The 24112-nt window shown below is 48.9% G+C and carries 31 protein-coding genes; 13 read left to right on the plus strand and 18 right to left on the minus strand.

Features of this window, described 5'->3' with window-relative positions; all coding sequences use genetic code 11:
* Positions 1-786: RNA-guided endonuclease InsQ/TnpB family protein (locus DYP60_RS07440; RefSeq protein ID WP_133299314.1), on the minus strand; the 786-nt coding region annotated here is incomplete at its 3' end.
* Here DYP60_RS07440 and DYP60_RS14750 point away from each other — a divergent pair.
* Entirely contained in the window at positions 720-1070 is a 351-nt protein-coding gene (locus tag DYP60_RS14750) for a transposase (RefSeq protein ID WP_117330354.1), read from the plus strand. The genes DYP60_RS07440 and DYP60_RS14750 overlap by 67 nt on opposite strands.
* Here DYP60_RS14750 and DYP60_RS13985 read toward each other — a convergent pair.
* A complete protein-coding gene (locus DYP60_RS13985) occupies positions 1010-1189 on the minus strand; it encodes a hypothetical protein (RefSeq protein WP_133299315.1) in 180 nt (59 codons plus the stop codon). The two genes, DYP60_RS14750 and DYP60_RS13985, sit on opposite strands and share 61 nt — an antisense overlap.
* A 132-nt stretch (positions 1190-1321) precedes the next feature.
* On the opposite strand from DYP60_RS13985, the gene DYP60_RS07450 reads away from it, so the two are divergent.
* Positions 1322-3097 carry a sensor histidine kinase gene (locus DYP60_RS07450; protein WP_117330356.1) on the plus strand — a complete coding sequence of 592 codons (1776 nt, stop codon included), beginning with the start codon at positions 1322-1324 and terminating at the stop codon, positions 3095-3097.
* Entirely contained in the window at positions 3094-3861 is a 768-nt protein-coding gene (locus DYP60_RS07455; RefSeq protein WP_117330358.1) for a response regulator transcription factor, read from the plus strand. The genes DYP60_RS07450 and DYP60_RS07455 overlap by 4 nt, the downstream gene beginning before the upstream one ends.
* Here DYP60_RS07455 and DYP60_RS07460 read toward each other — a convergent pair.
* From DYP60_RS07460 to DYP60_RS07480, 5 genes are all read right to left on the minus strand, one after another.
* Positions 3836-4663, minus strand: a complete 828-nt coding sequence (locus DYP60_RS07460; RefSeq protein WP_165849535.1) for an HAD family hydrolase — start codon at positions 4661-4663, stop codon at positions 3836-3838. The two genes, DYP60_RS07455 and DYP60_RS07460, sit on opposite strands and share 26 nt — an antisense overlap.
* Positions 4664-4665: 2 nt before the next feature.
* Positions 4666-5514, minus strand: coding sequence for a carbohydrate ABC transporter permease (locus DYP60_RS07465; protein ID WP_117330361.1), 849 nt, complete (start codon positions 5512-5514; stop codon positions 4666-4668).
* A 3-nt stretch (positions 5515-5517) separates the two neighbouring features.
* Entirely contained in the window at positions 5518-6450 is a 933-nt protein-coding gene (locus DYP60_RS07470) for a carbohydrate ABC transporter permease (RefSeq protein ID WP_202384402.1), read from the minus strand.
* Between the two features lie 65 nt (positions 6451-6515).
* The gene (locus DYP60_RS07475) at positions 6516-7826 is read right to left on the minus strand and encodes an ABC transporter substrate-binding protein (protein ID WP_117330363.1); all 1311 of its coding nucleotides are present in this window, start codon (positions 7824-7826) and stop codon (positions 6516-6518) included.
* Between the two features lie 146 nt (positions 7827-7972).
* A complete protein-coding gene (locus tag DYP60_RS07480; RefSeq protein ID WP_117330365.1) occupies positions 7973-8350 on the minus strand; it encodes a metal-dependent transcriptional regulator in 378 nt (125 codons plus the stop codon).
* A gap of 98 nt (positions 8351-8448) precedes the next feature.
* Between DYP60_RS07480 and DYP60_RS07485 the strand changes: the two genes are divergently transcribed.
* The 6 genes from DYP60_RS07485 to DYP60_RS07510 all read left to right on the plus strand — a co-directional run bounded on the left by DYP60_RS07485 (position 8449) and on the right by DYP60_RS07510 (position 13216).
* On the plus strand, positions 8449-8673 hold the full coding sequence (locus DYP60_RS07485; RefSeq protein ID WP_117330367.1) for a FeoA family protein: 225 nt from the start codon (positions 8449-8451) through the stop codon (positions 8671-8673).
* Between the two features lie 3 nt (positions 8674-8676).
* A complete protein-coding gene (gene feoB, locus DYP60_RS07490) occupies positions 8677-10638 on the plus strand; it encodes a ferrous iron transport protein B (protein WP_117330369.1) in 1962 nt (653 codons plus the stop codon).
* Between the two features lie 9 nt (positions 10639-10647).
* The gene (locus DYP60_RS07495) at positions 10648-10827 is read left to right on the plus strand and encodes a hypothetical protein (RefSeq protein WP_117330371.1); all 180 of its coding nucleotides are present in this window, start codon (positions 10648-10650) and stop codon (positions 10825-10827) included.
* Positions 10828-10922: 95 nt separating this feature from the next.
* On the plus strand, positions 10923-11738 hold the full coding sequence (locus DYP60_RS07500) for an amino acid ABC transporter substrate-binding protein (RefSeq protein WP_117330373.1): 816 nt from the start codon (positions 10923-10925) through the stop codon (positions 11736-11738).
* A 74-nt stretch (positions 11739-11812) separates the two neighbouring features.
* A complete protein-coding gene (locus DYP60_RS07505; protein ID WP_117330375.1) occupies positions 11813-12448 on the plus strand; it encodes an amino acid ABC transporter permease in 636 nt (211 codons plus the stop codon).
* A gap of 9 nt (positions 12449-12457) precedes the next feature.
* Positions 12458-13216, plus strand: coding sequence for an amino acid ABC transporter ATP-binding protein (locus DYP60_RS07510; protein ID WP_117330377.1), 759 nt, complete (start codon positions 12458-12460; stop codon positions 13214-13216).
* Here DYP60_RS07510 and DYP60_RS13990 read toward each other — a convergent pair.
* Positions 13207-13404, minus strand: coding sequence for a hypothetical protein (locus tag DYP60_RS13990; protein ID WP_133299316.1), 198 nt, complete (start codon positions 13402-13404; stop codon positions 13207-13209). The genes DYP60_RS07510 and DYP60_RS13990 overlap by 10 nt on opposite strands.
* Between DYP60_RS13990 and DYP60_RS14235 the strand changes: the two genes are divergently transcribed.
* Positions 13391-13564 (plus strand): hypothetical protein, encoded by a 174-nt coding sequence (locus tag DYP60_RS14235; RefSeq protein ID WP_165849536.1) that lies wholly within the window; start codon positions 13391-13393, stop codon positions 13562-13564. The genes DYP60_RS13990 and DYP60_RS14235 overlap by 14 nt on opposite strands.
* A gap of 38 nt (positions 13565-13602) precedes the next feature.
* On the opposite strand, the gene DYP60_RS07515 is transcribed toward DYP60_RS14235, so the two are convergent.
* Genes DYP60_RS07515 through DYP60_RS14550 form a run of 4 tightly spaced genes read right to left on the minus strand, consistent with a single transcriptional unit; the run spans position 13603 to position 15767 of the window.
* Entirely contained in the window at positions 13603-13902 is a 300-nt protein-coding gene (locus DYP60_RS07515; RefSeq protein WP_117330378.1) for a hypothetical protein, read from the minus strand.
* A 51-nt stretch (positions 13903-13953) separates the two neighbouring features.
* Positions 13954-14322, minus strand: a complete 369-nt coding sequence (locus DYP60_RS07520; RefSeq protein ID WP_117330380.1) for an amidohydrolase family protein — start codon at positions 14320-14322, stop codon at positions 13954-13956.
* Between the two features lie 15 nt (positions 14323-14337).
* Positions 14338-14850 carry an amidohydrolase family protein gene (locus tag DYP60_RS07525; RefSeq protein ID WP_117330382.1) on the minus strand — a complete coding sequence of 171 codons (513 nt, stop codon included), beginning with the start codon at positions 14848-14850 and terminating at the stop codon, positions 14338-14340.
* Positions 14847-15767, minus strand: a complete 921-nt coding sequence (locus DYP60_RS14550) for a Fic family protein (RefSeq protein ID WP_117330384.1) — start codon at positions 15765-15767, stop codon at positions 14847-14849. The genes DYP60_RS07525 and DYP60_RS14550 overlap by 4 nt, the downstream gene beginning before the upstream one ends.
* Before the next feature lie 166 nt (positions 15768-15933).
* Here DYP60_RS14550 and DYP60_RS07535 point away from each other — a divergent pair, with 166 nt between their 5' ends.
* A complete protein-coding gene (locus DYP60_RS07535; protein ID WP_117330386.1) occupies positions 15934-17217 on the plus strand; it encodes an FAD-dependent oxidoreductase in 1284 nt (427 codons plus the stop codon).
* Here the strand turns inward: DYP60_RS07535 and DYP60_RS07540 are convergent.
* Positions 17212-18012: an alpha/beta hydrolase gene (locus DYP60_RS07540; protein WP_117330388.1), complete on the minus strand. Its 801-nt coding sequence runs from the start codon at positions 18010-18012 to the stop codon at positions 17212-17214. The two genes, DYP60_RS07535 and DYP60_RS07540, sit on opposite strands and share 6 nt — an antisense overlap.
* 66 nt (positions 18013-18078) lie before the next feature.
* On the opposite strand from DYP60_RS07540, the gene DYP60_RS14240 reads away from it, so the two are divergent.
* Positions 18079-18237, plus strand: coding sequence for a hypothetical protein (locus DYP60_RS14240; protein WP_160525983.1), 159 nt, complete (start codon positions 18079-18081; stop codon positions 18235-18237).
* A gap of 63 nt (positions 18238-18300) precedes the next feature.
* Entirely contained in the window at positions 18301-19218 is a 918-nt protein-coding gene (locus DYP60_RS07545; protein WP_117330390.1) for a nucleoside hydrolase, read from the plus strand.
* Here DYP60_RS07545 and DYP60_RS07550 read toward each other — a convergent pair.
* From DYP60_RS07550 to DYP60_RS07570, 5 genes are read right to left on the minus strand one after another with little or no spacing between them, the layout of a single operon-like run.
* Entirely contained in the window at positions 19215-19826 is a 612-nt protein-coding gene (locus tag DYP60_RS07550; protein WP_117330392.1) for an NAD(P)H-dependent oxidoreductase, read from the minus strand. The genes DYP60_RS07545 and DYP60_RS07550 overlap by 4 nt on opposite strands.
* The gene (locus DYP60_RS07555; protein ID WP_117330394.1) at positions 19826-20545 is read right to left on the minus strand and encodes a purine-nucleoside phosphorylase; all 720 of its coding nucleotides are present in this window, start codon (positions 20543-20545) and stop codon (positions 19826-19828) included. The genes DYP60_RS07550 and DYP60_RS07555 overlap by 1 nt, the downstream gene beginning before the upstream one ends.
* Positions 20545-21456 (minus strand): ABC transporter permease, encoded by a 912-nt coding sequence (locus DYP60_RS07560; RefSeq protein WP_117330396.1) that lies wholly within the window; start codon positions 21454-21456, stop codon positions 20545-20547. Before DYP60_RS07560 ends, DYP60_RS07555 begins: the two co-directional genes overlap by 1 nt.
* A complete protein-coding gene (locus DYP60_RS07565) occupies positions 21453-22553 on the minus strand; it encodes an ABC transporter permease (protein WP_117330397.1) in 1101 nt (366 codons plus the stop codon). The genes DYP60_RS07560 and DYP60_RS07565 overlap by 4 nt, the downstream gene beginning before the upstream one ends.
* Positions 22550-24079 carry an ABC transporter ATP-binding protein gene (locus DYP60_RS07570; protein WP_117330548.1) on the minus strand — a complete coding sequence of 510 codons (1530 nt, stop codon included), beginning with the start codon at positions 24077-24079 and terminating at the stop codon, positions 22550-22552. The genes DYP60_RS07565 and DYP60_RS07570 overlap by 4 nt, the downstream gene beginning before the upstream one ends.
* Positions 24080-24112 lie beyond the last annotated feature (33 nt).

Below are 24112 nucleotides of genomic sequence, written 5' to 3' on the forward strand. Positions count from 1 at the left end.
ATCAACAATCATGCTTGTGGCTTTCTCAATCGTATCCTTCCTCTGGTTGGCAATCTTTTCATGAATGCGGGCAACCTGTATCCTGGCCTTCTCCCTGTTCCTGGAGCCTTTGGCTTTCCTGCTTAGATCCCGCTGGAGCCTCGCCAGTTTCTTCTCCGATTCCGCCAGGTGCTTATGGTTCGGGAACTCCATGCCGTTGGAACATACGGCCAGGGTCTTGATGCCAAGGTCGATACCGACTGTGGTTTCCCTCAGTATGGGTTTTTCGACCGGATATGGGACTGCTGTGGTTTCCACCAGAACCTTGGCAAAGTACTTTCCACTTGGTTCCTTGACAATGGTGACCGTCTTGACATCACCTTTGAACCTTCTATGGAATACACAGGGTACCAAACCGACCTTGGGAACATACAGCTCCTGCTTCTGGAAATCAACCTTGCAGTTCTGGGGACATTGGAAACTCTGGCGTCCGCTTCGTTTCTTGAACCTTGGGAAGCCCGCTTCCTTTCTTTGGAAGAAGTTCTTGTAAGCGGTGTCCAGATTCCTCGATGCCATCTGCAGGGCCTGGGAGTTGACCTCGCCAAGCCAGGGGTAGGCTTTCTTGAGAATGCTTTTGATCCTCTTGTTGCATTCGAAGCAGGAGAGAGACTCCTTTCTCCTCTGGTAGGCCTTGATCCTCATATCCAGAAGCTTGTTGTAAACAAAGCGCACACTGCCGAATGTCTTGGCCAGACACTGAATCTGAGACGCTTCGGGATATAGGCGATAGGAATAGGTCTTCAACATTTATTTCTATTGCAACCATATATTATTCGTTTCTATTTTTCAAGAAAACAAATACACAAGTTCACCTGTTCGTATCCTCAACCTCCGCATATGCTCCGCAGTTCGTGGTCAACCAGCTCAAAGGGTCCACTTCCAGAACATTGAGGCAGAGGCGGAGGTGGTTGAGGAGCAGACGCCAACACTCTGGACCCGTTCCTATTACATTGGCAGTGTGGGAGCGGTCTCATCTGATACTGTTAGGAATTTTATTCCCCAACGGAGCGAGAGGAAAGGAATCAGCATGATGGTTCCTCTCCCGAGCGAGTGCCAGGAAAGCAAGGTGAGATACCCCGTCCCTTGGGGCGGAAAAGGAGGCAACGCCTCCTGAGTCCAGGGCTTGCCCTGAGGTATTGATACCTTTCATTGCCAATCAGAAAAACGTATGAGCACTAGCATCTCCCGCCTAAAGTCGGGAGTCTTCTCGTGCTCTTTCTTATAAAAATTCGTTTCCCTTTGCAATATTGCTTCGCTCATTCATTGCCTGTACACTGCTCCCATGAAATGCTCCTGGGGTTCTCACAAGAAGCCGAATCTATTCACCCTCCTCTTCCTCTACTTCCTGATAGTTCTCATAGTACCTCTGGGCCTTTTCTCTGCATACTATGCAATTGCAGGAAATACAAACCAAGAACGGTACCTGATGAGACAAGCGATGAACATGACCACAGGTGATGCAAACATCGTTGCACAAACTCTCGAGTCATATCGTCACAAGGCATACCAACTCTCCACCAACCCACTGGTTGTGGAAATACTGAAGGCCGATAGTCTTGCTTTAGAATCATCGCAAAGCAGGGAACTCTATGAGCTCCTGTTCACCGTCATGCATGGTGATATCTATCTTGCCAGTGCAAATCTTGTCAGCAATAGCGGAAAGGTGAGAGTATCCACCCATGTATTTCCCGAGGTGTACGACCTGCGTTACCATGGGAATGACTGGGATGTGGCCTCCATCATCAACCAGAACAGCCAGGTCTCCCCTACCGCTAGTCTCATCAGCATCCAGGGCCACCGGATAGCAGAAAACGGAAGGCAGGTCGTTGCATCCATTCTCCGCCGCGTCTATGACCAAGAGGGAACAAATCTTGGTTACCTGGTGGTGGATATCTATGCAGAGGCACTCTCTGCCCAGGTGAACAACGACCAGGTGCTCAATGATGTGTTGCTGGTTGACACCAAGTCTTTTTACGCCACCAGCTTGGTTCATCCTGAACAATTTGGATCTTTTGACCGTTTTCCAGCGCTCAACACCCTTGATGGAGATTACACGCCCCGTTCACTCCACTCTGAGAACTCCATCATCGCTGTATCGGCGATAGGGGGAACGGGTTTGCATCTGGTAGGCTCCCTGAGGAGCACTCCATTCTTCCAGAGCATGGAGAACTGGTTTTCGGTATTCATTACCACCATGTTCATCGGTTTACTACTCGCATTGGGACTCTCCTATCTCTTTTCACGCTCCATAGCTCGTCCGATCAAGAGCCTTGCCAGGCGGATGCGTGAGGTGGAACAAGGAAAACTGGAAAGCCGGGAAGTCAGCAGCTCAATCAGCGAGTTCAGCCAGCTGGAACACTCATTCAATGTCATGATCAAACAGATCATCAGTCTCCTCGACCTCACCCGGGAAGAGCAGGCGAAACTCAGCGAAGCCGAGAGAAAGGCTCTTGAAAGTCAGATGAATCCCCATTTTCTCTTCAACACCCTCAATACAGTCAAGGCATTGGCCCGTCTGCACGGGGAGAAGGACATCTACACCATTACCGTCAAATTGGGCAAACTCCTGCGTTCCTCAGTAGACAACAGGGAACGTGAGGCAACACTTGAGCAGAGCATGGCCTTGATTGAGTCCTATCTCACCATCCAGAAACTACGATTCGCTGACAAACTGACCACCAGTCTGTATCTGGACCCCAGCTGCAAAAATACCAAAACACCAAAGCTCATCATCCAGCCATTGGTGGAGAATGCAATCATCCATGGACTGGAGCCAAAGGTAGGGAGTTGGCATCTCAGTGTTCGTGTAGAGAGAAAGGGAGAAAGAATTTTCATTACGGTAAGCGATAATGGAGTTGGATTCCCTCCTGGCAGCCTACCTGAGAACGTCGACGAACTTGCCAACTCACCGCACGTCGGTGTATACAATGTATATAGAAGATTATTCCTAAAATATGGAAGGGAACTGAACTTCTCCCTGAAATCCAGAGAGGGTGAAGGAACCTGGGCAACCATATCATTTCCGGACGAAGAAGCGGTAAAGGAAGAGAAAAAATGAGTTACAGCGTCGTGTTTGTGGAAGACGAGCAAATCGTCCGTGAGGAGATTGCCTCCTCAATTCGATGGGACCTTCTTGGTCTGGAATTGGTGGGGACCGCTTCTGATGGGTTGAGTGGAGAGAACCTGATCAAGGAAAAGGATCCCGACATCGTCATCACTGACATTCGCCTGCCTGCTCAAGATGGATTGACCATGCTCAGCAACTGTCCGGTCAACCATGCCATCATCCTTACCGGACATGCTGACTTCTCCTATATGAAGAGTGCCATACGTCTTGGTGTATTCGATTACCTGCTCAAACCAATCGATGATGAGGAGCTCGAAGAGACGCTCGCATCCTTGGTGAGAAAATTGCAGGAAGAAGATCGTGAATATGAAGAGCTGAAAAAAAAGGAGCACTCGCAAAGTGAGCTTATTCCCCTCCCCAAGCAGGTGGGCAACCATGTTATCAATGCAACCATCGGCTATATCACCAACATGTACTCAGAACCGGTCGGGCTGCAAGAGGCAGCTACCTTCCTCGATCTCTCAGAGAGCCATCTCAGTCGTCTCTTCAAGGAAGTGACAGGATTGAACTTCCTGCAGTACCTGAATGCATACCGGATTAATCAGGCGGCTATCATGATGAAAGATCCCAAGAAAAACATCAGCGAAATCGCTATCAATTGTGGGTTCCCCACCCCAGGCTATTTTGCAAAAATCTTCAAACGCTTTACGGGAAAGACCCCGACCCAGTTCAGGGATGAGATAGATACGCTCTAAAAATCTTGTAAAGTCTCTCATCCTTTTTGCCGGAAGGAAGGTCAGCATAGAGAAAACTTGCAATGCCAAGACTCCTGCTACTTTCAATATTGTCCATTCTGTCATCAATGAAGAACGCTTGTTCTGCCACTACCCCTTCTGATGCAAGTATTGATGTGTAGAACTGGCTTGATGGTTTACTCAATCCCATCTCGTGGGAGGCATACGCTTTGTCAAACAAAGCCAAGGCACCCATTTCCTCAAGAACGTTCCAATGACTTTGGATGGTGTTGCTAGCACATACCACGCGGTGGCCTTTTGCACGCAGTGCTCCAATCAAGGTAACAATCGGTTCGTTGAATACAGGCTTGAATGCCTCTGCAAACGGGTTGCCAAGAACAGAGACTCCAAAGACATGGGTGATGTGCTGCCAGTACTGTGCTTCAGATACGAGGCCTTCCATCAAGGGGAAAACGTAGTGCCGATAATCGGCAATGAGTGCTTCCTTCTCTATTCCCAAAAGGCCTGAAATCTTCCCAAGCATCGAGATATTGTTCACCACCACATTGCCAATATCAAACATAAAAAGCTTGTGCTTGCTACTGAGCACAGGGTTACAGCTTGCAAACTGAGCTTCAGTACGCTTTGCTTCCAGGCATCCTTCCCTCTCCAAGTTCTTCCTGGCGTCCTCCCGAGCAGCTTCAGACATGCTCACGAGTAGGTACTGGGAAAAGGAATCCTCAGGTGGAGTGGTGACCAGATATGGCTTAAAACGTTCCAATACCGGAAAATCTGCATCATCCTCTTTCAGAAAATCGTACATGATCATCCCTTCCTCGATTCATATATTGCCGCTCCCCCAATGAAGTACTTGGTCAAAGACATGAACAGTATGAACATAGGGATGGATGCAAGCAAGGCAGCCGCCATCATGGCTCCCTCATCCGTGTTTCGTTCAAGTGCAAACGTGCTGATGTACTGCGGAATTGTCTTCATCTCTTTGGTTTGGCTTACCAAGAGCGGCCAGAGCAGGTTGTCCCACTGACTGCGGAAGGAGAGGATGGAGAGCGTTGCAATGACCGGCATGCAGTTGGGAAGCACAATTCTCCAGTAGATGCCAAACTCTCCCATCCCATCGACACGTGCCGCATCAAGGAATTCAGTGGGGAATGTTGTGAGGTACTGGCGCATCTGGAATACACCAAAGGCACTGACGAGAAAGGGAAGAATCAAGCCGGTGTAGGTATTCTGTATCCTGAGCATCATGACAACCATGTAGAGGGGGATCATGATGGCCTCAAAGGGAATCATCATGGTAGCCATAATCATGATGAAGATGGTGTTTCGTCCACGGAAACGGAACTTTGCCAAGCCATACCCGGTGAGACTTGCAATCAAGACTGTGGTAATGGCAACCGTACTACTTACAAAGAGCGAGTTGGAGAGATTACGGACAAAGATGTAGCTCTGGTCGTTCCCTGCGACTGCCTTGATGAAGTTCTCTCTATTGAATGATTCGGGAATCCATGAGAACGGCATACGCATAATCTGGTTCCGTTCCATCATGGATGCGCTGATCATGAAGATGATCGGGGTCATGGTGAACAGGAGCATCACTGCCAAAACAATCCAGATGACTATGTTGGTAACGTTAATTTTCTTGGATATCTGCATCGTTTAATACTCCACCTGTTCACTATTGGTCGTTTTGAATTGCAACAAGGTAAGTACCAGCATCAATAGGAAAAGCACAACGCTCATGGCACTTGCCCTTCCCAGGTACTGTTGCTGGATACCTGTTACATAGATGTTGAATGTGATTACATTGATCGGAGCACGGGGTGCACCGTTGGTGTACAACATGTACTGGGTGCTGAAGGTCTTCAGACACTGCAACATTGCCATGACAGAGACCAGAACCACCGTTGGTTTGAGCAAGGGAAGTGTGATGCGCCAGAATACCTGGTTCTTGGTTGCGCCATCAATGGTTGCAGCCTCATAGATGGTGGAGGGAATGGAGGCAAGGCCGGTGATAAAAAGGATGATAAAATACCCGATGTACTTCCAAAAGTAGATTACCATGGTGGAGACTTGTTCCATGACCGGGTCAACAAGCCATCGATGATCGACTCCTGGGGTATTCATCAGGGTATTTACCCACTGATTCCCCAATCCTCTTGGGTCGAAGATGATCATCCAGATGGTTGCTGCAACCACACTGGAAAGGATTGCCGGGGTGTAATACGCGATCTGCAGGAATTTCTTTGCCTTCCTGCTACTGAGATTGCTGATGAATACCGCAAGCAGCAGGCTGAGGATTAGAAGGGGGATAAACGTACCGACCGTAAAGACCAACGTGGCTCTCAAGCTATTGAGGAACGAGAGTTCACTGGCTGCTCTGCTGGGATCAAAGAGCCTGATGTAGTTTCCCAGCCCCAGGAAATCCGGTGGAGCCTTGCTCAGTGCACGCTTATCAAAGAGGCTGGTGTAAAAGGCGTTGATGATTGGATAAAAACTGAACAAGGAGAAAAAAAGCAGGGAGGGGACCACAAAGAAGAATCCCCACCGAGCTTGTTTTTTCTCGATGCCTCGGTATTTTTTCATACCCATGAAATACTCCTACAAGATTGATGTGCAAGGATTCGGCCCTGCCGGAAGGCAGGACCGAGCATTGGTTACTGTTCGTCGATAATCTCTTGAACAGCGGAGCGAAGGGTTGCCAGTGCCTTCTGGGGGCTGACACCACTGAGCATGACCGACTCTACCGCATAGCGGATCTGGGTCTGGATCTCTGCTGAGTTTGCTCCGTAATAGATCATGTGTGCACGTCCCATATCATTGATGAACACATCACTGTATGGCATGTTCTTCAGTGTATCGCTTGCAAACAGTGCCTTGGTGGGCTGGATGATGTTGCCACCACGGGTGAGGTAGTCCTCTCCATGGCTGAGCAGGAATCCTGCCAGCTTCCATGCTGCCTTCTGCACAGCAGGGTCACTATCTATGTTTACCATGAAGAAGTGACCATAGTAGCAGGATGCCACATCACGTACTGCATCCTCAAATACGGGATACGGAATGACCATCCACTCGCCACTCTCAAAGAATTCTGGGTTGTCTGCTTCAATTCTTCCCTCTTGGTATAAACCAGAGTGGGCCATTGCTATGTCATTGTTATCCAAGTTGAACAATTTCCTGGCATTCTTATAGGTTGGAGAACCCAGATTCCGTCCTGAAGGACCCCATTCCTGCATGTAGGTAAGTGCCTTGATCCAGGCATCATCATTCACAATGGCCTGTTTGCCATCGCTGCTGATAAGTTCTCCCCCGAGCTGTTCAACCATGGGTACGAAGAACGTCAAATAGTAAGGATAACGGAAATCAAATCCACGACGGATGAGGATGTCCCCATCGCGGATTACGAGTTTCTCTGACACATCAGCCATTTCTTCCCAAGTCTTGGGATAATCGGTCTCCGGGTTGAGTCCTGCATCGCGGAAAATCTTTTTGTTCACATAGATTGCCCAGTTGGTAAGTTCCAAAGGCAAGCCGTACACCTCACCATCAACGGTGACGGTATCCAGTACTCCCTCTACATAGTTGTCCAACAAGTCTTGCTTGTTTGCATACCCTGCTGCCTGGTAGTCTACAGGGGCAACCCGGTAGTTGGTTATGTAGGCATACTGGTTTTCAATCGGAAGATTGAACATGTCAGGTCCCTGGTTCGCGGCAAATGCGGTCTGCACCAGTTCAATCTGCTTTGCAGATGACTGGGTTGTCCTCACTACCGTGATGTTCGGGTTCTGCGCCATGAAGGTAGCAATCAATTCATTTTCCAGATCCGTACGAGCGGGATCCTCGTGTGTCCAATACTGCACTGTTACCGGTGCATTTTCATCTACGACAGCTTCTTTCCCGCCTTGCGCAAACAAGGAGAAAGGAATCAGCAATGTGGCCATCAATACCAAAGCAATTGATCGTTTCATGTGTGACCTCCTCAAGTCTTACTACTTTCAGTGTAGATGGTTGAGGGAAATCCTCAAGAAAAAGGTTTTGCGTTTATAGAGACAGGTTTGTGCAGAAAATGAACAGGGCATCAAGATTGATTACGAAATGTAAAAAGTAAAGACCACTAGGAGAACTCTTTTTTTACCGAACGTAGATAACTGGCAAGCTTCTCCATCGTCTCACTGGAGACGTCATGCTCGATCAGGCAGGCGTCTTGTTCTGCAATGACCGGGTCTACACCCAACACTTCCTGAAAGAAACTGGTGAGGGTCTTATGTCTGAAGTAGACCTGGGAAGCTTTCAGCCTCCCCTTCTCGGTCAGGTGAATGTCCCCATAGGTCTCCTGCTTCACATAACCGTCGGAGGAAAGTACCTTCATTGCACGGTTCACACTCGGCTTGGAGACACCAAGACGGAGGGCGACATCGGTCGTCCGAACCTTTTCATGTTGTTCGCTGAGTGCCAAAACAGCTTCAAGATAATCTTCCCCTGACTTTTGCATGGTTAGATAGTATCACGCATACAGGTTTTTGTCATCTTAGATACAATATCTTGACACAGATGTTTGATATGGCTAACTTATAAGCAAGGATGAATGCGATGCAAATGACCATGGATGAATTGACCGTAGGACAGAGAGGGGCGGTAAAAGCGATTCATGCCCCAAAGCAGCTTAAGCGACGACTGATGGACATGGGCTTCACCAAAGGCGTAGCTATTGAAGTTGTCAAGCTGGCTCCGATGGGCGATCCCATCGAGGTATCCGTTCGTGGATATCATCTTTGCCTGAGAAGAGCAGAAGCACGCAAGATTGAACTGAGATAGCCTATGCAAACAATAGCCCTCATCGGGAATCCCAACTCAGGGAAAACGACCTTGTTCAATGCATTAACAGGTACCAGTGCCTACGTAGGTAACTGGCCAGGAGTTACCGTGGAAAAAAAGGAGGGAATGGTGGGCGGCCATACAATCCTGGACCTTCCCGGCATCTACTCCCTCTCCCCCTACAGCCCGGAGGAGAAACTTTCCCGCCGTTACATACTCGATGAACATCCAGATCTCATCATAGACGTCATTGATGCAACCAACCTGGAACGCAGTCTCTACCTGACCACCCAGCTCGCTGAGCTGGGCCGTCCCCTCCTGCTTGTGCTCAATATGGAGGACCTTCTGGAGAAGGAAGGAATCAAGATTGACACCAAACGGCTCAGCCAGATGACCGGCTCTCCTGTGGTAACCGTTTCGGCAAGCAAGGGAACCGGCATTGATACACTGAAGCAAGCAATCGGCCAGAGCCTGGAAGAGAAACATGCAGCACTCTGCCCGCTATTCTCCAATGTTGTTGAACGCTATATATTGCACATAATTGAAGATGACTACCTCCATGCGATACCTAAGGAGAGGCAGAGGCGATGGGCAGCTATCAAACTCATTGAAGAAGATGAACTCTTCCTCTCATCCATGCCTCCCCTTCCAGAAGCCTTCAGCACGTATCTTGCCCAGGTACGTACTGAGTTGGTAGCCCACTATGATGATGACCCAGAAGCAATTATCATTGACCAGCGCTACAAGGTAGCCGAACAGATAGCCAAGGATTGTCAAATCCGAAAGCAGAAAGCGAAGTCTTTCAACTTCGATTCCATTGCCACCAATCGTATCGCAGCAATCCCACTCTTCATTCTCATCATGGGAGCAGTATTCTACCTCTCCATAGGTTTGGTAGGAGGATACACAACCCCGATCCTTGAGAACCTCTTTGGTTATCTGGGCCAACAAATAGTAACGCTCTCTGATTCTTTGGGCGTATACCCCTTGCTCTCAGGAATACTCGTGGACGGAATCACGTCAGGGGTCGGGGCAGTCCTTTCCTTCGTACCCCAGCTCTTTGTACTTTTTCTCCTGCTTTCCATTCTGGAGGATTGTGGCTATATGGCACGAATAGCCTTCATCATGGACAGGATGATGCGCACGCTGGGACTCTCAGGCAAGTCGATCATTCCCTTGGTCATCGGAACCGGTTGCTCGGTACCTGCAATTATGAGCAGCAGAACCATCGAGCACCAGAAACAGCGGGAACTTACTGTCATTGTTACTCCATTCATTCCCTGTGGTGCAAAGATGCCGGTTTTCGCGCTCATGCTTACCTATTTTTTCCCCGGCCAGTGGTATATTGCCCCCCTGATCTACTTGCTTGGCATTGCTGCAGTCATCGTCACTGGATTACTTGCTCGTGCAATCGACAAGCACAAGGAAACCAATGCGTTCATCCTTGAGCTACCCCGATACCAACTTCCTACGGTCAAAAATGTCTGGCTCCAGACGAAGGAGAGGACCCTTGGCTTCATACAGAAGGCGGGAACAATCATCCTGCTCTCTTCGGTGATCATCTATCTACTCTCCTCCTACTCCTTTACCCTTCAGGCAGTTGATGCTGAAGCAAGTATGCTTGCAATCCTGGGACGGATTATAGCACCGTTGTTTGCCCCACTGGGATTTGGTTTCTGGCAGGCTAGTGTTGCGCTCTTGACTGGAATCGCAGCCAAAGAGACCATTGTCAGTACGTTGAGTGTTACCGTCGGGACTGCCAATCTCGGGTCTTTCTTTAATCCTGCATCCGCTCTTTCCTTTATGACATTCATCCTTCTTGCCTCTCCCTGTATTGCCGCTATCAGTGCAATGTTCAGGGAGCTGGGAAGCAAAAGAAAACTTCTGTACGCCCTATTGTGGCAGACAGGATTCGCCTATGTGTCAGCGCTTTTGGTTCATTACATAGTGCTGTTGTGTATATAAGGAATGCCTATGATTACGATTATCGCAAATGTGTTTGTTGCAGCTTTGATCATCTCCCTGGTCGCCTACGCCATAGCTGCCTTGACAAAGCAGAACAAAGCAGGGAGTTGTGCCTCCTGCTCAACAAAGAAAGGGAGTGTATGCGAAGGGTGCCAATTCGCTGATAACTGTAATAAAACTATTCATTAACTGAATATTTATGCAGTAAGTCTGGATATTTCCCTTTGTTTTCGTTACACTCTCCCTAACACCCGAAACGGGTAGTATTGTTTGAGGAGAGATAAATGAAACGAAGCATTGTTGTACTGTTGTCACTGGTATTGGTTTCGGCGAGCCTTTTTGCTGCAGGAACCAAGGAACAAGCGCCCGGTGTTGATAATTCCCTCCAGAAAATCATGGACAAAGGCACAATCGTCATGGGTTTGGATGACAATTTTCCCCCGATGGGTTTCCGTGATGAAAAAGGGGAGCTCGTGGGTTTTGATGTAGACCTCGCCAAGGAAGCAATGAAACGCCTTGGTGTTGAGCTCAAGCTCCAGGCCATCGATTGGAACGCAAAGGAACAGGAATTGAATACCGGAAACATTGACTGTATTTGGAATGGTTTCACGATTACTCCTGAGCGTCAGGAAGCCATGACGTTTACCCCTGCCTACATCCACAATGCTCAAGTTGTTGTAGTGCGAGATGACAGTCCGTATACAACACTGGCTTCCCTTAGTGGAAAGACTGTTGGCTACCAGGCTGGATCTTCCGCCTCCAATGCCATCGATGACACTCCTGAATTCAAGCAATCTGTCAAAAGCTTTGTTGAGTTCAAAGAAAACCTGACCGGTCTGATGGATCTTGAGATCGGCGGAATCGATGCCTTGGTGGTTGATGTCACTGTTGCAGAAGACAACATCAAACGCAGTGGAAAACCCTTCAGAATCCTGGAGGAGGAACTTGCTCCCGAAGATTACGGAATAGGATTCCGCAAGGGTGAACAGAAGCTTGCAGACGCTGTATGGCAGCAGCTTGAGGCTATGGCTGCTGATGGTACACTTGCAAGAATTTCCACCAAGTGGTTCGGCAGCGATATTACTGTTGTCGCAAAATAATGAAAACGTTATGATGACGGGGAGCTTTGCTCCCCGTTTTCTTTTTTCCAACACCTTTCATCGAGGAGACACTGATGGGAAACCTCTTACTACAGATGCTGGTTGCTACAATGACCAGTTTGAAGATATTCGGCCTAACCCTGCTTTTCTCCCTTCCCCTGGGTATGCTGGTAGCAAAAGGCAGAATGGCAAAGAACCCAATCATATCCAATGTGGTAAACGTCTACATCATGATCATGCGGGGAACTCCCCTTATCCTGCAGCTCTTGTTTGTTTACTTTGCACCCTATTACATCTTCGGGTCCTCCTATGATCGTTTCACTGCAGTTATTGTCGGGTATACCATCAACTATGCAGCATACTTTGCCGAGATTTACCGCGGGGGGATTCAATCGATCCCAGTTGGGCAGTATGAGGCTTCCTTGGTGCTTGGGTTCTCCAAGGCACATACGTTCACCCATGTCATCGCGCCCCAAGTCGTCAAGCGTATCATTCCTGCAATGGGGAATGAGGTGATCACCTTGGTAAAAGATACCGCCCTTGCCCAGACAATCGGAGTTGCAGAACTCTTCAGGGTAGCCCAGAATGCCTCTGCCAGGGAGTTCTCGACCATGCCCATCTTCATTGCCGGGGTGTTCTACTTCCTGATGAACGCGATAGTCTCCCGTTCATTCGACCTCCTTGAGAAAAAGCTCAACTACTACCGTTAGGAGACAAAGATGGAAATCATAACCATAGACAACCTACAGAAATCATTTGATGGCCTTGGCGTACTCAAGGGCATCTCATTTACCTTGAATGAGGGTGAGGTTCTCTCCATCATTGGCCCTTCTGGAAGTGGCAAGAGTACACTGCTTCGTTGCCTCACTCAGCTTGAACCGGTCAATGGTGGTACGATCAATGTGTGTGGACAGACTATGGTCTCCTCAACCAAGGAAGGGGTTGTTTCCTACGCAGACAAGCAAACACTGCGGTCGGTTAGACTCAATCTTGGCCTTGTATTCCAAAACTTCAATCTGTTTCCACATATGAGTGTACTCAGGAACATCACTGAGCCCCAGATGCATGTGCTGAAACGGAGCAAGCAGGAAGCTGAGAAAGTCGGACGTGAACTCTTGAAGAAGATGGGCTTGGAAGAGAAGGAGAAAGCATATCCTGACCAGCTCTCCGGTGGTCAGCAGCAGCGGGTATCCATCGCACGGGCCTTGGCGCTCAATCCCACTGTATTGTGTTTTGATGAACCCACCAGTGCACTCGACCCGGAGTTGACCGGTGAGATTCTCCGCGTCATCAAGGACTTGGCAAAAGAAAAGATGACCATGATCGTGGTAACCCATGAGATGGCCTTTGCCCGGGATATTTCCGATCGCATCATCTTCATGGATGACGGTCTCATCGTAGAGGAAGGCACACCAGAAGCGTTGTTTGGCAACCCACAGAACCCCAGGACACAGAAGTTCCTCAACCGCTACGAATAGAGCAAGAGAGACCCACTGGTGCTGTCATGGTACGTCCCACCCTGGTAGGCTACTACACCATTTACAATCACCAGCGAAATACCTGTTCCCGTAACCTCAGGATGCTTGATGTCATTGTGTTCAGCGAGATGTCGCCAATCGAGGAGCACCAAATCTGCTTTGTACCCGGATGTAATGAAAGGTATCAATACGCCAGGGCAAGCTCTGGACTCAGGAGGCGTTGCCTCCTTTTCCGCCCCAAGGGACGGGGTATCTTACCTTGCTTTCCCGGCACTCGCTCCAGAGAGGAACCATCATGCTGATTCCTTTCCTCTCGCTCCCTTGGGGAATGAATCCTCTGTCCTTTAATCCCAATCGTTTTGCAGGTTTGCCTGTCATTCTTGCAATCAAGGAATGGAGGGGAAGCACTTGCTCTTGTTTGCCATACCTGTCAAGCAAGTGAAGGGTACTCTGGTAGGATCGCGGATGAGAGAGTCTTCGCTTTGGGTACTATCGGTCATCAGCGCAGTTCCCTTCTCTCCCTGGATCAAATCAAAGAAGGCATCGTACGGATTACTGCCCCGCTCAATTGCTATCTCACTCAAGCTCATCATTTCATACTGCCTATTGCCCTCCAAACTCAGAATGCTAGCCAGGTTCCATCCACAGAGTTCAGCAATGGAATCCCATCCCTCCGGATGGGCCATCTCTCTCTTTGTTTTCTTCCGGACTGAAGCATCCTTTAGGAGGACCTGTACCTACTCACGGGGCAATCGCAGGTAAGAAGGAGGAAGAAGACTGAACAGACTGGTTGATCCATAGCAGTAGGGATACTGATCAAACTGTACGTCCAGCCCTCTCTCGTGTGCCTGATCGATCAAGGAGAGCGCCTCATCTACCAGATGCTGGTTCTTCTTCCCGATTACCTTGAGATGACTGATTTCCAACCGCACCCCAGTTCGCTCTGCAAGCGAGAGAACTTCTTGGAAGGAAGCGATACTGTCACTCCCTTCACAACGCATATGTACTGCGAAGAGTCTCTTGTACTCAGCGACAACCTTTAGAAGAGCAAGCAATTCCTTCTCTTCGGCAAAGATACAAGGTGCATAATACAAGCCTGTGGACATACCTAGGCATCCTTCCTACAAGCTCTCGCCGAGAAGGGAACACATCCTGGATATCTCATCATCAGTTGCAGGTCTATTCACATTGCCAGTCATGCCCGCTCTACGCAAGGTACTATGAGCCTGCAGGAAAGCCATGTTGGTACCACTTTCCCAGTGCTGTTTGTAGGAAACGTAGAATCTCCAGCCAGCTTGTGGATAGGCACCCAGGACATCCCCACACAGTTCATTCAGAAAGGCACTTCCAGGGACAGAAGGAAATACACCAATGCCGCAGTTCATTCCCTGGCCAATTTTGGAGCGTATCGGAGGATTCCGCAACACTTCAAGGTCACTATGCCCATGCATGTCGATAAACCCGGGACAGAGTACTTTGCTGGTGCAGTCTATCACAGTGTAACCCTTTCCTACCGGGGATAGAGGAGGAAGCACAGCCTTGATTGTATCTGATGCAACAAGAAAATCGCCCCGAAATGGGGCGTAATCAGATCCATCTATGATTTCAGCATTCCTGAGGTGATAGTGATTCATGCTTCACCCTGCAAATTTTTACTCTCACGCAACACTACTTGCTCGATCATCCTAAGCACATTCTGGTAGTTACCTCTGCTCCTGGTAAGAATCATAGCAGCTTTGAACTCATCTTCATGCTCCTTCTCCACCAAGGCTGGAGGAAAGCCTCCATTCATCAGTTCCTGTGCAAAGGCAAGGGAAGCGAGGAGTCCATCATAGGCTCCAAAGGGTTTTATCCTGATCAACTCGCCATAGAGGAAGACTGCCCGTACTACCGGATGGAGCTCCGTCCAATCCCGGTCCCACTGTACAAACAACGTTTCCATCTGTTGAAGAACCGTTACACGCTTGTTTTGGTCGATGACACACTCATTACGGTAGGACACATCCCCTTCCGTATCCAATCCTTGCATCAGCATCTGGTAGAGTTGCATCAAACGCTGTTCACTCATTTGAGGATGACTTTGCCCCACAACAGGGCCAAGTCCGTACTGGTGCAGCATTCTCATCATAATACTTCGGATGTTCAAGGCAAGCACCTGGATGTCGAATTGCAGGGAGGGGACAAAACTTTGACTAAAGAGTACCGCAAGGTCTTGGGGATTGAGTTCCAGATCTTCAGCTGCAAAGGAAGCAAGAACGAAGCGATTCACCAAGTGCTTGTAGGAACGCACAAATTGTTCTGCATCATCGAGGGATTGCAGTGTCATACGTGCCTGTTCCAGTTTGGAGAAGTCCATCATCCCAATGCGAAGGTCGAGGTTCTTCATATGCCTAAGCTGCCTTCCATCGCCAGGTTTCGGGGCATCACTGGGAATATTCCAAGCCCAAGATGAGCGCAGCACTCCATCCACCCTTCCCTCTGCACAGAGAATCCTCACCCGTCTCTCACTGATTCCCCATTTTTTCGCAGCTTCTTTGGCACTGATGTACATACTATTCTTTCCCTCTCATTTTAATCATTCCTATGTAGGTATAGTACTATAAATCTGTGCGCTGTACAAGGCTTCCTATACCCAGAAGGGCTTGAGCAAAGCAGAGAGAAAGGGGATAATTGGTTGGAAAGGGGAACCTTTCCTATCACAACCGGGAGGGTACTCCATGGATCAATATGATGTTGTCATTGTAGGAAGTGGACCAGCAGGAATGGGTGCAGCCTTTACACTCAGGGAGAAAAAACCGGGTATAAAGATTTTGATGCTTGATCGGGAAAAGGTGTCTACAGGTGGCATGCGCAATGACTGTAAGATGAACTTCACCTATCCGATTGGGTTTCCCGTTGAATACTGGACTGAGGAAGCTGCGGAGCACTATCTGAAACAGGTTATCGACTTTCTCAAGCCTACATTTCTGGAAAAAAACAATATAGACATCTATCAGAAGCGTGCCGAGCGGCTGGGCTGTTCACTTTTGGAAATCAAGCAGACCCATCTTGGTACTGATGGGGGGCTTAAGCTCATCAAGGAACTGCTTGCCCGTCTTTCCGAGTTGGGTATCGACCTTGCTCTTGGGGAAGCGATGGAGACGGTGAATGCAGAGAAGCAGTTTATTGTTACTGAGAAACGCGAAATTGGGTACAAACGATTGCTGATTGCACCAGGAAGAAAAGGTTTCCAGTTTCTCCAGGACATGATGCGCATACTCGATGTTCCCTTTATCGACAATATCGTCGACATCGGGGTGAGAATCGAGACAAGAATTGAACACTACCCCATTGTCAGGGATTATTATGACCCAAAATTCTATTTTCCTGAAAAGGTGCGTACATTCTGCACAAATAGTGGCAATGCCCATGTGGTTCGTGAGCGCTACGCAACGAACAGAGGGGACCAGTGGTACTCGGTAAATGGACATGCCTTTGCCCCAGACAACAAACACGACAACGGGTTGGTAAACTTTGCTCTTTTAAAAACAGTACGCTTTACCGCCCCACTTGCCAGTGGTCAGGCTTTTGCAGAAAACCTCGGCCTGCAGGCCGCCCTTATGGGAGGGGGGCACCCCCTCATGCAACGAGTTGGCGATTTCCGACTGGGTTCCAGGAGTAAGGAAGCCAGCTTCAGCGGGGATCTCTATGACTTTGAGCCATCCCTGAGAACTTGTTGCCCCGGAGATATCTCCCTCGCAATTCCTGCGAAGATTCTCCGTGCAATCTGGAAGGCAATGAAGAACCTGGATACCATCGTACCTGGGGTGCTTCATCCCTCCACCATCATGTACTACCCCGAGATCAAGCTGTATGCTAACAAGCCAGCCTACCAGGATGAACGATTTCGTGTGAAAGAGGATATCTGGTTTGCCGGAGATGGTGCTGGCACAAGCCGGGGTATTACCGGTGCCTGGGCCAGCGGAATCCGTAGTGCTGAGGGTATCCTCGACACGCTATAAGGTATGGGCGAAGCGGTTGTTCAGCCAATTGGAGGCAAGCGCCACCCATTGGCGACACGCTTCGTGAGGAGTACCTACCTCCTCAGTGCACATTGAAAGTCCATGGTCCCCGCTTTCGAACAGATGAAGTTCGTAGGGAATCTTTGCTTTCTGTAGGTTCACAGCCAACTGAAGACTATTCTCCACTGGTACACTCTCATCAGTGACGGTGTGCCATATGAATAGGGGGGAGGCATCCTTAGTGACCTGGTTTTCCAAGCTGAGAAGGGAACGAAGTGCAGGATCCTTCCCACTCACCCAGTCCAGACTCTCCTCATGGGCGTATTTCCCACCACTGATCACAGGATAACAGAGTATAGCTGCATCCGGTTTGTTGTTCTCATCCACAATCTTTTGCTTCGCAGTAACCAGGGGATGCTTGTGCAGCAGAGCCAAGGAGGCTGCCAGATGGCCACCTGCACTGAACCCCATGATTGCAATCCTGGTGGGGTCACACATCCATTCAAATGCATGCTCACGAATCTTGATCAAGGCATCACTGGCTTCCAGCAAGGGATTCAGATCCTTTGCCTGCTCCTGCACTGAATAATCAAGGATGAAGACATTATAGCTCATGGAAAGGAAGTGCAACGCCACTGGGTCGCGTTCACGTTCAGAGCGAAATCGATAGCCACCTCCTGGGCAGATGACAATTGTCGGCCGAATGTTCCTGATTCCCCCATCACCGGTGATATCCTGGAGGTATCCTGTCAGCGGAACCTGGTTTGGTCCTACAGCAATCTGTATAATTTTCATAGGTGTATACTACCACATACTTCACTACTGGGAGTATGTAAATTTCTTGTAAACACCTTCTTCCTTATGGGAGAACATCTTTCTTCCATCGCAGCAATTGCCATACAGGGGAGGAAACTGGTACTATCTGGAAGGATGAATTACCTGAACATCTCGATTGCAGAACTCTCTGCAGTACAGAGTATTGGGATAGCCTGCTACCCTGAGACCTTCAATGTTTGGTGACCGGCAGGTGTCACAACAGTAGTAGCAGTTGCTTTGCATATCATGGTACCAAAGAGGAATTAGATGGAACGAGTCATTCTGGATGTCGATACCGGTCTTGATGATGCGGTTGCGCTGTTTCTTGCAGCAGGTTTGGATACACTCCAAATTGAGGCGATTATAGCCACCAACGGGAATGTAGGGTTGGAAAAAACCCTTGAGAACACGCTGAATATTGCTGAGACTGCCGGCCTGTATTGTCCGGTCTACAAAGGTGCAGCAAAACCTTTGGTTCGAGAACCTGTTGCTGCTGGGAATTTCCATGGGGAATCGGGTCTCGATGGTCCAGTATTCCCTCCCCGGCAAAGACAAGAGGTACAAGAAGAGAGCGGCATTGATGCAATTATCCGATTGGTACATACCTATCCTCATGAGATAACCATCATCAGTGTAGGACCGCTTACCGATCTTGCCTTGGCAATGCAGAAAGACAGTGAAGTGGCACACATTGCCAAGCAGATTATCATCATGGGTGGTTCGTTCAGTGCGGGAAATGTCACAGATTTTGCCGAGTTCAACATCTATGCAGATCCTGAAGCTGCACAGATTGTCTTCTCCAGTGGCGCGAACCTGGTACTCTTCCCGCTCGACTGTACCAGACAAGTTACCTTGAGCCCCTCTCGCTTGGAAGGCTACCATACGATCAAGACAAATTCTGCTCAGGTCTTTGCTGCTTGCATGGATACCTACCAGGCAAACTATGCGCGGCAGAAGCAGGGTTGGCCACAGATGCACGACCCCTTGTGTGTTGCCTATCTTGCCGATCCAGAAAAAGTGCAAACGGAGTATAAACGAGTATGGGTGGTGATAGAGAAAGGTCCTACCTACGGAAAAACCGTCAAGGAAGAGACAAAAAACAACGATGGGGTGCATATTGCCACCTCCATCGATATTCCCTGGTTCTGGTCACTGGTCGATAAAGCCCTTGCTGTCCTCCCCTAGTGGTAGACAACCAGGTCTTCCAAGCTCTCACGAATCTTCGGCCGCTCTGCTTCAGCAGGATAGCCGAAGGTGGCGAGCAAGGAAGTTTGCCACTGATTCCCATCGAGTGACAATACATCAAGCACCTGCTGCTCGTTGTAGCCCTCGATGGCACAACTTTGTACTCCCATCATGGCAGCCCCTGTCATCATATTGGCTATTGCTAGATATCCCTGACTCTTCAACCAACAGTCCAGGTGGCCTTCTTGATTGAGATAATCATAGTAGGGACGATAGTCGTCAATGAAGACATCCAGGGGATCGGGGAAGCGTTTTCCACGGCTCTGTACCAAATCTCCATCGGGATCGGCAAATACAGCCTTCCTCACCATCACGGCAACGCTAAAGGCACTGGTTGCCACTGACTCCTGGTCAAAGCAGGCATGAAAAAGTGCCTGTTTCTTCCCTGCACTCCTGATTACATGGAAGGACCACAGTTCAAGACCGAAGGACGTAGGAGTCAATCTGCCGTATTCCAGGATCTGTTTCAGTTGAGCATCACTTACGGTTTTATGTTCATCGTAGCGCTTACAAGCAAAACGATGTTGCATGGCATCAAGAAACTCCATCAGCGTACCTCGCTTGCTACCTGCAAGGCTACCTCAATCATGGGGTACAGCCCCACAGTACGCATTTCATCACCAAAACCCTGACCGGTTACACAGCTGTCTGTCATGGTGAGCAGGCTCAACGCATGCTTCTTTGTCCAGGCAGCAGTACTATACAAGGCATAGGTTTCCATATCTTGTGCCAATGCACCCATTCTAGCCCAAGCTTGCCAACTGTCCTCTCCCAACGCATTGTAGGAGGAGAAAAGATCACTGGAAAATACCATACCTGCATGCATGGGAATCTCAAGCTTCTTGGCTATCGCCATAGCTCTCAAGAGCAGATTGGCATCACAGACGGGGCTGTAGCTCCCTTTCAGGTTGTACTGATGGGCCCAATTGCTGTCAGTGCTTGCTGTCATCGCTGCCACCAAATCCCCAACCTCAATGGAGGGCTGCAACCCTCCACAGGTCCCGATACGAATGATGGCATTGACTCCATAGTCAGTGAAGAGTTCATAGCTGTATATACCAACTGAGGGGCCGCCCATACCGGTAGAGAGCACCGAGACCGGCATGTTCTTGTAGACGCCTGTGTACCCAAGAATATTTCTCACATCCGTGACAAGACGAGCATCTTCCAGGAAGTGTTCAGCTACCAACTTTGCCCGCAAGGGATCCCCAGGGGCAAGCACCACAGGTGCGATATCAGCCTTGGATGCTCTATTGTGAGGAGTCATCAACTTGCCCCCTTTTCATATGGTTGTCCTGCAGCACTTGGTGCATAGTTCTTTCCACTGAAGAGTACCAGTGCCACAAGTGTCACTACATAGGGAAGAATATTGAACACTTCCGAGGGAAGTACCTTTAGTGCGGGAACATTGTTTGCAATGATGGCAAACGCCTGCGCTGTTCCAAAGAGGAATGCTGCACCCGTTACACCAAGGGGGTTCCAACGACCGAAGGAAACTGCAGCAAGTGCAATAAATCCACGACCATTGATTGTGTTGCTCGTATACTGGATGGTCTGGGTAAGCACCACGCATCCACCGGCAAGACCAGCAAGTACACCGCTGGAAAGCACCGCAAAATAACGCATTTTCTTCACGTTGATGCCTACACTCTCAGCTGCTCCCGGATGTTCACCGCATGCTCTCAAGTGCATTCCGAAGGGAAGCTTATAGAGCAGGAACCATGAGAGGATAACTACGGCAACAGCAATGTATGCAGTGGGGTAGATGCCAAGTGCGTCGGTCTGCATGCCCATCATGAACTCCTTGGTCCTGTCGGCATTGAAGAGAATCTGGCTGGCAAAAATCGTCACACCAGTGGAAAGCAGATTGATACCAGTACCACTGATGGTCTGGTCGGCATTGAAGTTGATTGCTGCTACTGCGTGGATAATGGAAAACAGTCCACCAACCACCAGCCCCATGAACAAGGCCAGAAAGAGGGAGAGCGTGTGGGGGACCCCAGCCATCTCCATCAGGACATGTGCTGCTGCAGTGGTGCATGCTCCGATTGCCATCAAGCCTTCCAAGGCTATGTTTACAACTCCTGACTTTTCACAAATCATCCCCCCTATTGCAGTGATAAGGATGGGGGCTACAATCATCAATACAGAAGGAAGCATTCCAAGTATCATACTCATTTGACTCCTACCTCCTTCTGAAGTTTTTTCTTATCAAGGTACTGTTGGTAGAGTATCAAGGCTGAACGAAGGGCAATGAAGATTACAATCATTCCTTGAATGATGAATGTAATCTCCTTGGGAATCTGTTTGCTCTGCATCAGGGCTTGTGCGTTCTTGAGCATTCCGAACAGTAGACCTGCAAGGGCGGTTCCCAGTGCAGTACTGTTTCCTACCAAGGCAACGGCAATGCCGTCAAAGCCATAGTTGTCCATTCCAGAGAGTACCCTTCCATACTTGAAGGAACCAAGTGCAACAATCCCACCAGCAAGTCCTGCAAAAGCACCAGCGATAGCCATGGAAAGTGCAATTGATTTTACTACGGGAATACCGCTGGCCCTTGCTGCTTCCTTGTTGAATCCGGTTGCACGCATGCCGAAGCCAAGACTGGTTTTTTCCATGATGAACCAGAATACAATAACTGCGATGATCATCATGAAGATGCCATTATTCAGCAGTGAGTAGTTCGTAACCTTGGTAAAAAAGTCATTGGTGATCAAGGCTGTCTCAGGGAAATTGGCTGTCTTATAGGTTGTAGCCCCAGGCATCTGGAGCGTAATGATACGGCTCAAGTACAGGGCGATGTAGTTGAGCATAATGGTTGAAACAACCTCACTCACCTCATATTTTGCCTTGAGTACTCCTACCAAACCACCCCAGAGGGATCCTATGATTATTGCACAAAGAATGGCAAGAACCCAATGCAATCCTTGGACCTGAGGTCCAAGAAGGGCAACCATTTGTGCAATGGTCATGCCCATGATGTACTGCCCTTCTCCTCCAATATTGAAGAGACCGACACGATTTGCAAATCCCATCGAGAGTCCACAAAGAATGAAGGGGACCGAATAGTTGATGGTCTCCGCAATATAGCGGATGTTCATCTTTCCGTTGTCGATGTTGTATCCGCTGAGGGCTTGCAAGATTGCCTTGTACATGTTAAGCGGGTTTTTCCCTACCAAGGCAATCAAGATGGTACCTACCAGGAACCCAAGGAATACGACAAGGACCGAGACTGCCCCGTCGCTTTGGATGAGTCGTTCACGGGATAGTTTCATGCCTGTGCCTCCTTATGGGACCCAGCCATCATCATTCCGATTTCTCGTTCGGTGACTTCATGTTGCTTGTTCACTGCTACGATGCTCCCCTTGCTGATGGTCGCGATACGGTCGCACAGGTTCATGATCTCATCAAGTTCAAGTGAGACCAACAATATAGCGCGTCCTTTCATCCTTTCATCAATAATTCTTTTTCTAATGTACTCAATAGCACCAACGTCCAATCCACGGGTTGGCTGGGCAACCACCAAGACCTTCGGGGAGAGGGAAATCTCCCGTGCGACGATGACCTTCTGCTGGTTCCCCCCCGAGAGGCTACCGGCCTTGGTAACCGGTCCCTCAGCACTTCTGATATCAAACTGGTCAATGAGATGTTCGGCTTCCTTTTTCATTGCCTCAAAATCCAAGATACCGAATTTCTTTCTGAAGGGACTCTTATAGTAACTTTTTATGGCAGAGTTCTCAGCGATGGAAAACTCTCCAACAACCCCATATTTTCTACGGTCTTCCGGAATATAGCCGAGCCCTTTTTCGATGCGTTCACGAATGCTGAGTTGCTCGATGTGCTCACCATCCAAGATGATGGAACCGCCAGAGAGTGGAAGGAGTCCGGTAATGGCACCAAGCAACTCACTTTGCCCATTGCCATCAACACCTGCAACACCGACAATTTCTCCATCATGGATGTCAAGATTCAAGTCTTTGATCTTCACAGCACCATTCTCGTCTTTTACTTCAAGATGCTGGAGGCTGAGCATCACTTCCCCGGGCAATTTTTCTGGTTTCTCAATCTCAAATTTAACTGCTCGTCCTACCATCATTTCAGCAAGCTCTTGCTCACTGACATCACTGACATTGACGGTCCCGATGTAGGTTCCTCTTCTCAGTACTGTACATCTGTCTGATACTTCCTTGATCTCCCTGAGCTTGTGGGTGATAAGCACGATGGTCTTACCTTCAGCTCGCAGAGCTTTGAGGATTTCCATCAACTCATCAATCTCCTGAGGGGTAAGAACAGCAGTAGGTTCATCGAAGATGATGATGTTTGCGTTTCGGTAGAGCGTCTTGAGAATCTCTACCCGCTGTTGCTGCCCTACCGAGATATCTTCGATCAAGGCATCAGGGTCCACCTGCAGGCCATACTGTTTACTGAGTTCAGCAACCCGTTTGCTCGCGCTCTTCAGGTCAAGGACTCTACCCTTTACGGGTTCCATTCCCAATACAATATTTTCTGTCACAGTGAAGTTCTGCACGAGTTTGAAGTGCTGGTGTACCATGCCGATCCCTAGTGAGGTTGCCACATTGGGATTCTTGATTTCCACCGGCTCGCCATCGAGCAAGATCTCCCCACTATCAGCAATGTAGGATCCAAACAAGATGGACATCAAGGTCGATTTCCCCGCACCATTCTCCCCTAACAGGGCATGTATTTCCTGTTTCCTTACTTGGAGCGTCACCTTATCGTTTGCCACTACACCGGGAAACGTCTTGGTTATATTCTTCATTTCAATTGCGTATTCACTCACCTTCAGCTCCTCATAGTTAGCTCTCTTTGAATC

It is taken from the genome of Sphaerochaeta halotolerans (assembly GCF_003429665.1).
In the GTDB taxonomy this organism is placed as follows: Bacteria; Spirochaetota; Spirochaetia; order Sphaerochaetales; family Sphaerochaetaceae; genus Sphaerochaeta; species Sphaerochaeta halotolerans.

Bases quoted from the DNA above. Each gene is read 5' to 3' on its own strand.
- DYP60_RS14750 (WP_117330354.1), top strand. From the start codon at position 720: ATGTCTTGGCCAGACACTGAATCTGAGACGCTTCGGGATATAGGCGAT.
- DYP60_RS13985 (WP_133299315.1), bottom strand. From the start codon at position 1,189: ATGAAAGGTATCAATACCTCAGGGCAAGCCCTGGACTCAGGAGGCGTT.
- DYP60_RS07450 (WP_117330356.1), top strand. From the start codon at position 1,322: ATGAAATGCTCCTGGGGTTCTCACAAGAAGCCGAATCTATTCACCCTC.
- DYP60_RS07455 (WP_117330358.1), top strand. From the start codon at position 3,094: ATGAGTTACAGCGTCGTGTTTGTGGAAGACGAGCAAATCGTCCGTGAG.
- DYP60_RS07460 (WP_165849535.1), bottom strand. From the start codon at position 4,663: ATGTACGATTTTCTGAAAGAGGATGATGCAGATTTTCCGGTATTGGAA.
- DYP60_RS07465 (WP_117330361.1), bottom strand. From the start codon at position 5,514: ATGCAGATATCCAAGAAAATTAACGTTACCAACATAGTCATCTGGATT.
- DYP60_RS07470 (WP_202384402.1), bottom strand. From the start codon at position 6,450: ATGGGTATGAAAAAATACCGAGGCATCGAGAAAAAACAAGCTCGGTGG.
- DYP60_RS07475 (WP_117330363.1), bottom strand. From the start codon at position 7,826: ATGAAACGATCAATTGCTTTGGTATTGATGGCCACATTGCTGATTCCT.
- DYP60_RS07480 (WP_117330365.1), bottom strand. From the start codon at position 8,350: ATGCAAAAGTCAGGGGAAGATTATCTTGAAGCTGTTTTGGCACTCAGC.
- DYP60_RS07485 (WP_117330367.1), top strand. From the start codon at position 8,449: ATGCAAATGACCATGGATGAATTGACCGTAGGACAGAGAGGGGCGGTA.
- feoB (WP_117330369.1), top strand. From the start codon at position 8,677: ATGCAAACAATAGCCCTCATCGGGAATCCCAACTCAGGGAAAACGACC.
- DYP60_RS07495 (WP_117330371.1), top strand. From the start codon at position 10,648: ATGATTACGATTATCGCAAATGTGTTTGTTGCAGCTTTGATCATCTCC.
- DYP60_RS07500 (WP_117330373.1), top strand. From the start codon at position 10,923: ATGAAACGAAGCATTGTTGTACTGTTGTCACTGGTATTGGTTTCGGCG.
- DYP60_RS07505 (WP_117330375.1), top strand. From the start codon at position 11,813: ATGGGAAACCTCTTACTACAGATGCTGGTTGCTACAATGACCAGTTTG.
- DYP60_RS07510 (WP_117330377.1), top strand. From the start codon at position 12,458: ATGGAAATCATAACCATAGACAACCTACAGAAATCATTTGATGGCCTT.
- DYP60_RS14235 (WP_165849536.1), top strand. From the start codon at position 13,391: ATGAAAGGTATCAATACGCCAGGGCAAGCTCTGGACTCAGGAGGCGTT.
- DYP60_RS07515 (WP_117330378.1), bottom strand. From the start codon at position 13,902: ATGGCCCATCCGGAGGGATGGGATTCCATTGCTGAACTCTGTGGATGG.
- DYP60_RS07520 (WP_117330380.1), bottom strand. From the start codon at position 14,322: ATGTCCACAGGCTTGTATTATGCACCTTGTATCTTTGCCGAAGAGAAG.
- DYP60_RS07525 (WP_117330382.1), bottom strand. From the start codon at position 14,850: ATGAATCACTATCACCTCAGGAATGCTGAAATCATAGATGGATCTGAT.
- DYP60_RS14550 (WP_117330384.1), bottom strand. From the start codon at position 15,767: ATGTACATCAGTGCCAAAGAAGCTGCGAAAAAATGGGGAATCAGTGAG.
- DYP60_RS07535 (WP_117330386.1), top strand. From the start codon at position 15,934: ATGGATCAATATGATGTTGTCATTGTAGGAAGTGGACCAGCAGGAATG.
- DYP60_RS07540 (WP_117330388.1), bottom strand. From the start codon at position 18,012: ATGAAAATTATACAGATTGCTGTAGGACCAAACCAGGTTCCGCTGACA.
- DYP60_RS14240 (WP_160525983.1), top strand. From the start codon at position 18,079: ATGGGAGAACATCTTTCTTCCATCGCAGCAATTGCCATACAGGGGAGG.
- DYP60_RS07545 (WP_117330390.1), top strand. From the start codon at position 18,301: ATGGAACGAGTCATTCTGGATGTCGATACCGGTCTTGATGATGCGGTT.
- DYP60_RS07550 (WP_117330392.1), bottom strand. From the start codon at position 19,826: ATGGAGTTTCTTGATGCCATGCAACATCGTTTTGCTTGTAAGCGCTAC.
- DYP60_RS07555 (WP_117330394.1), bottom strand. From the start codon at position 20,545: ATGACTCCTCACAATAGAGCATCCAAGGCTGATATCGCACCTGTGGTG.
- DYP60_RS07560 (WP_117330396.1), bottom strand. From the start codon at position 21,456: ATGAGTATGATACTTGGAATGCTTCCTTCTGTATTGATGATTGTAGCC.
- DYP60_RS07565 (WP_117330397.1), bottom strand. From the start codon at position 22,553: ATGAAACTATCCCGTGAACGACTCATCCAAAGCGACGGGGCAGTCTCG.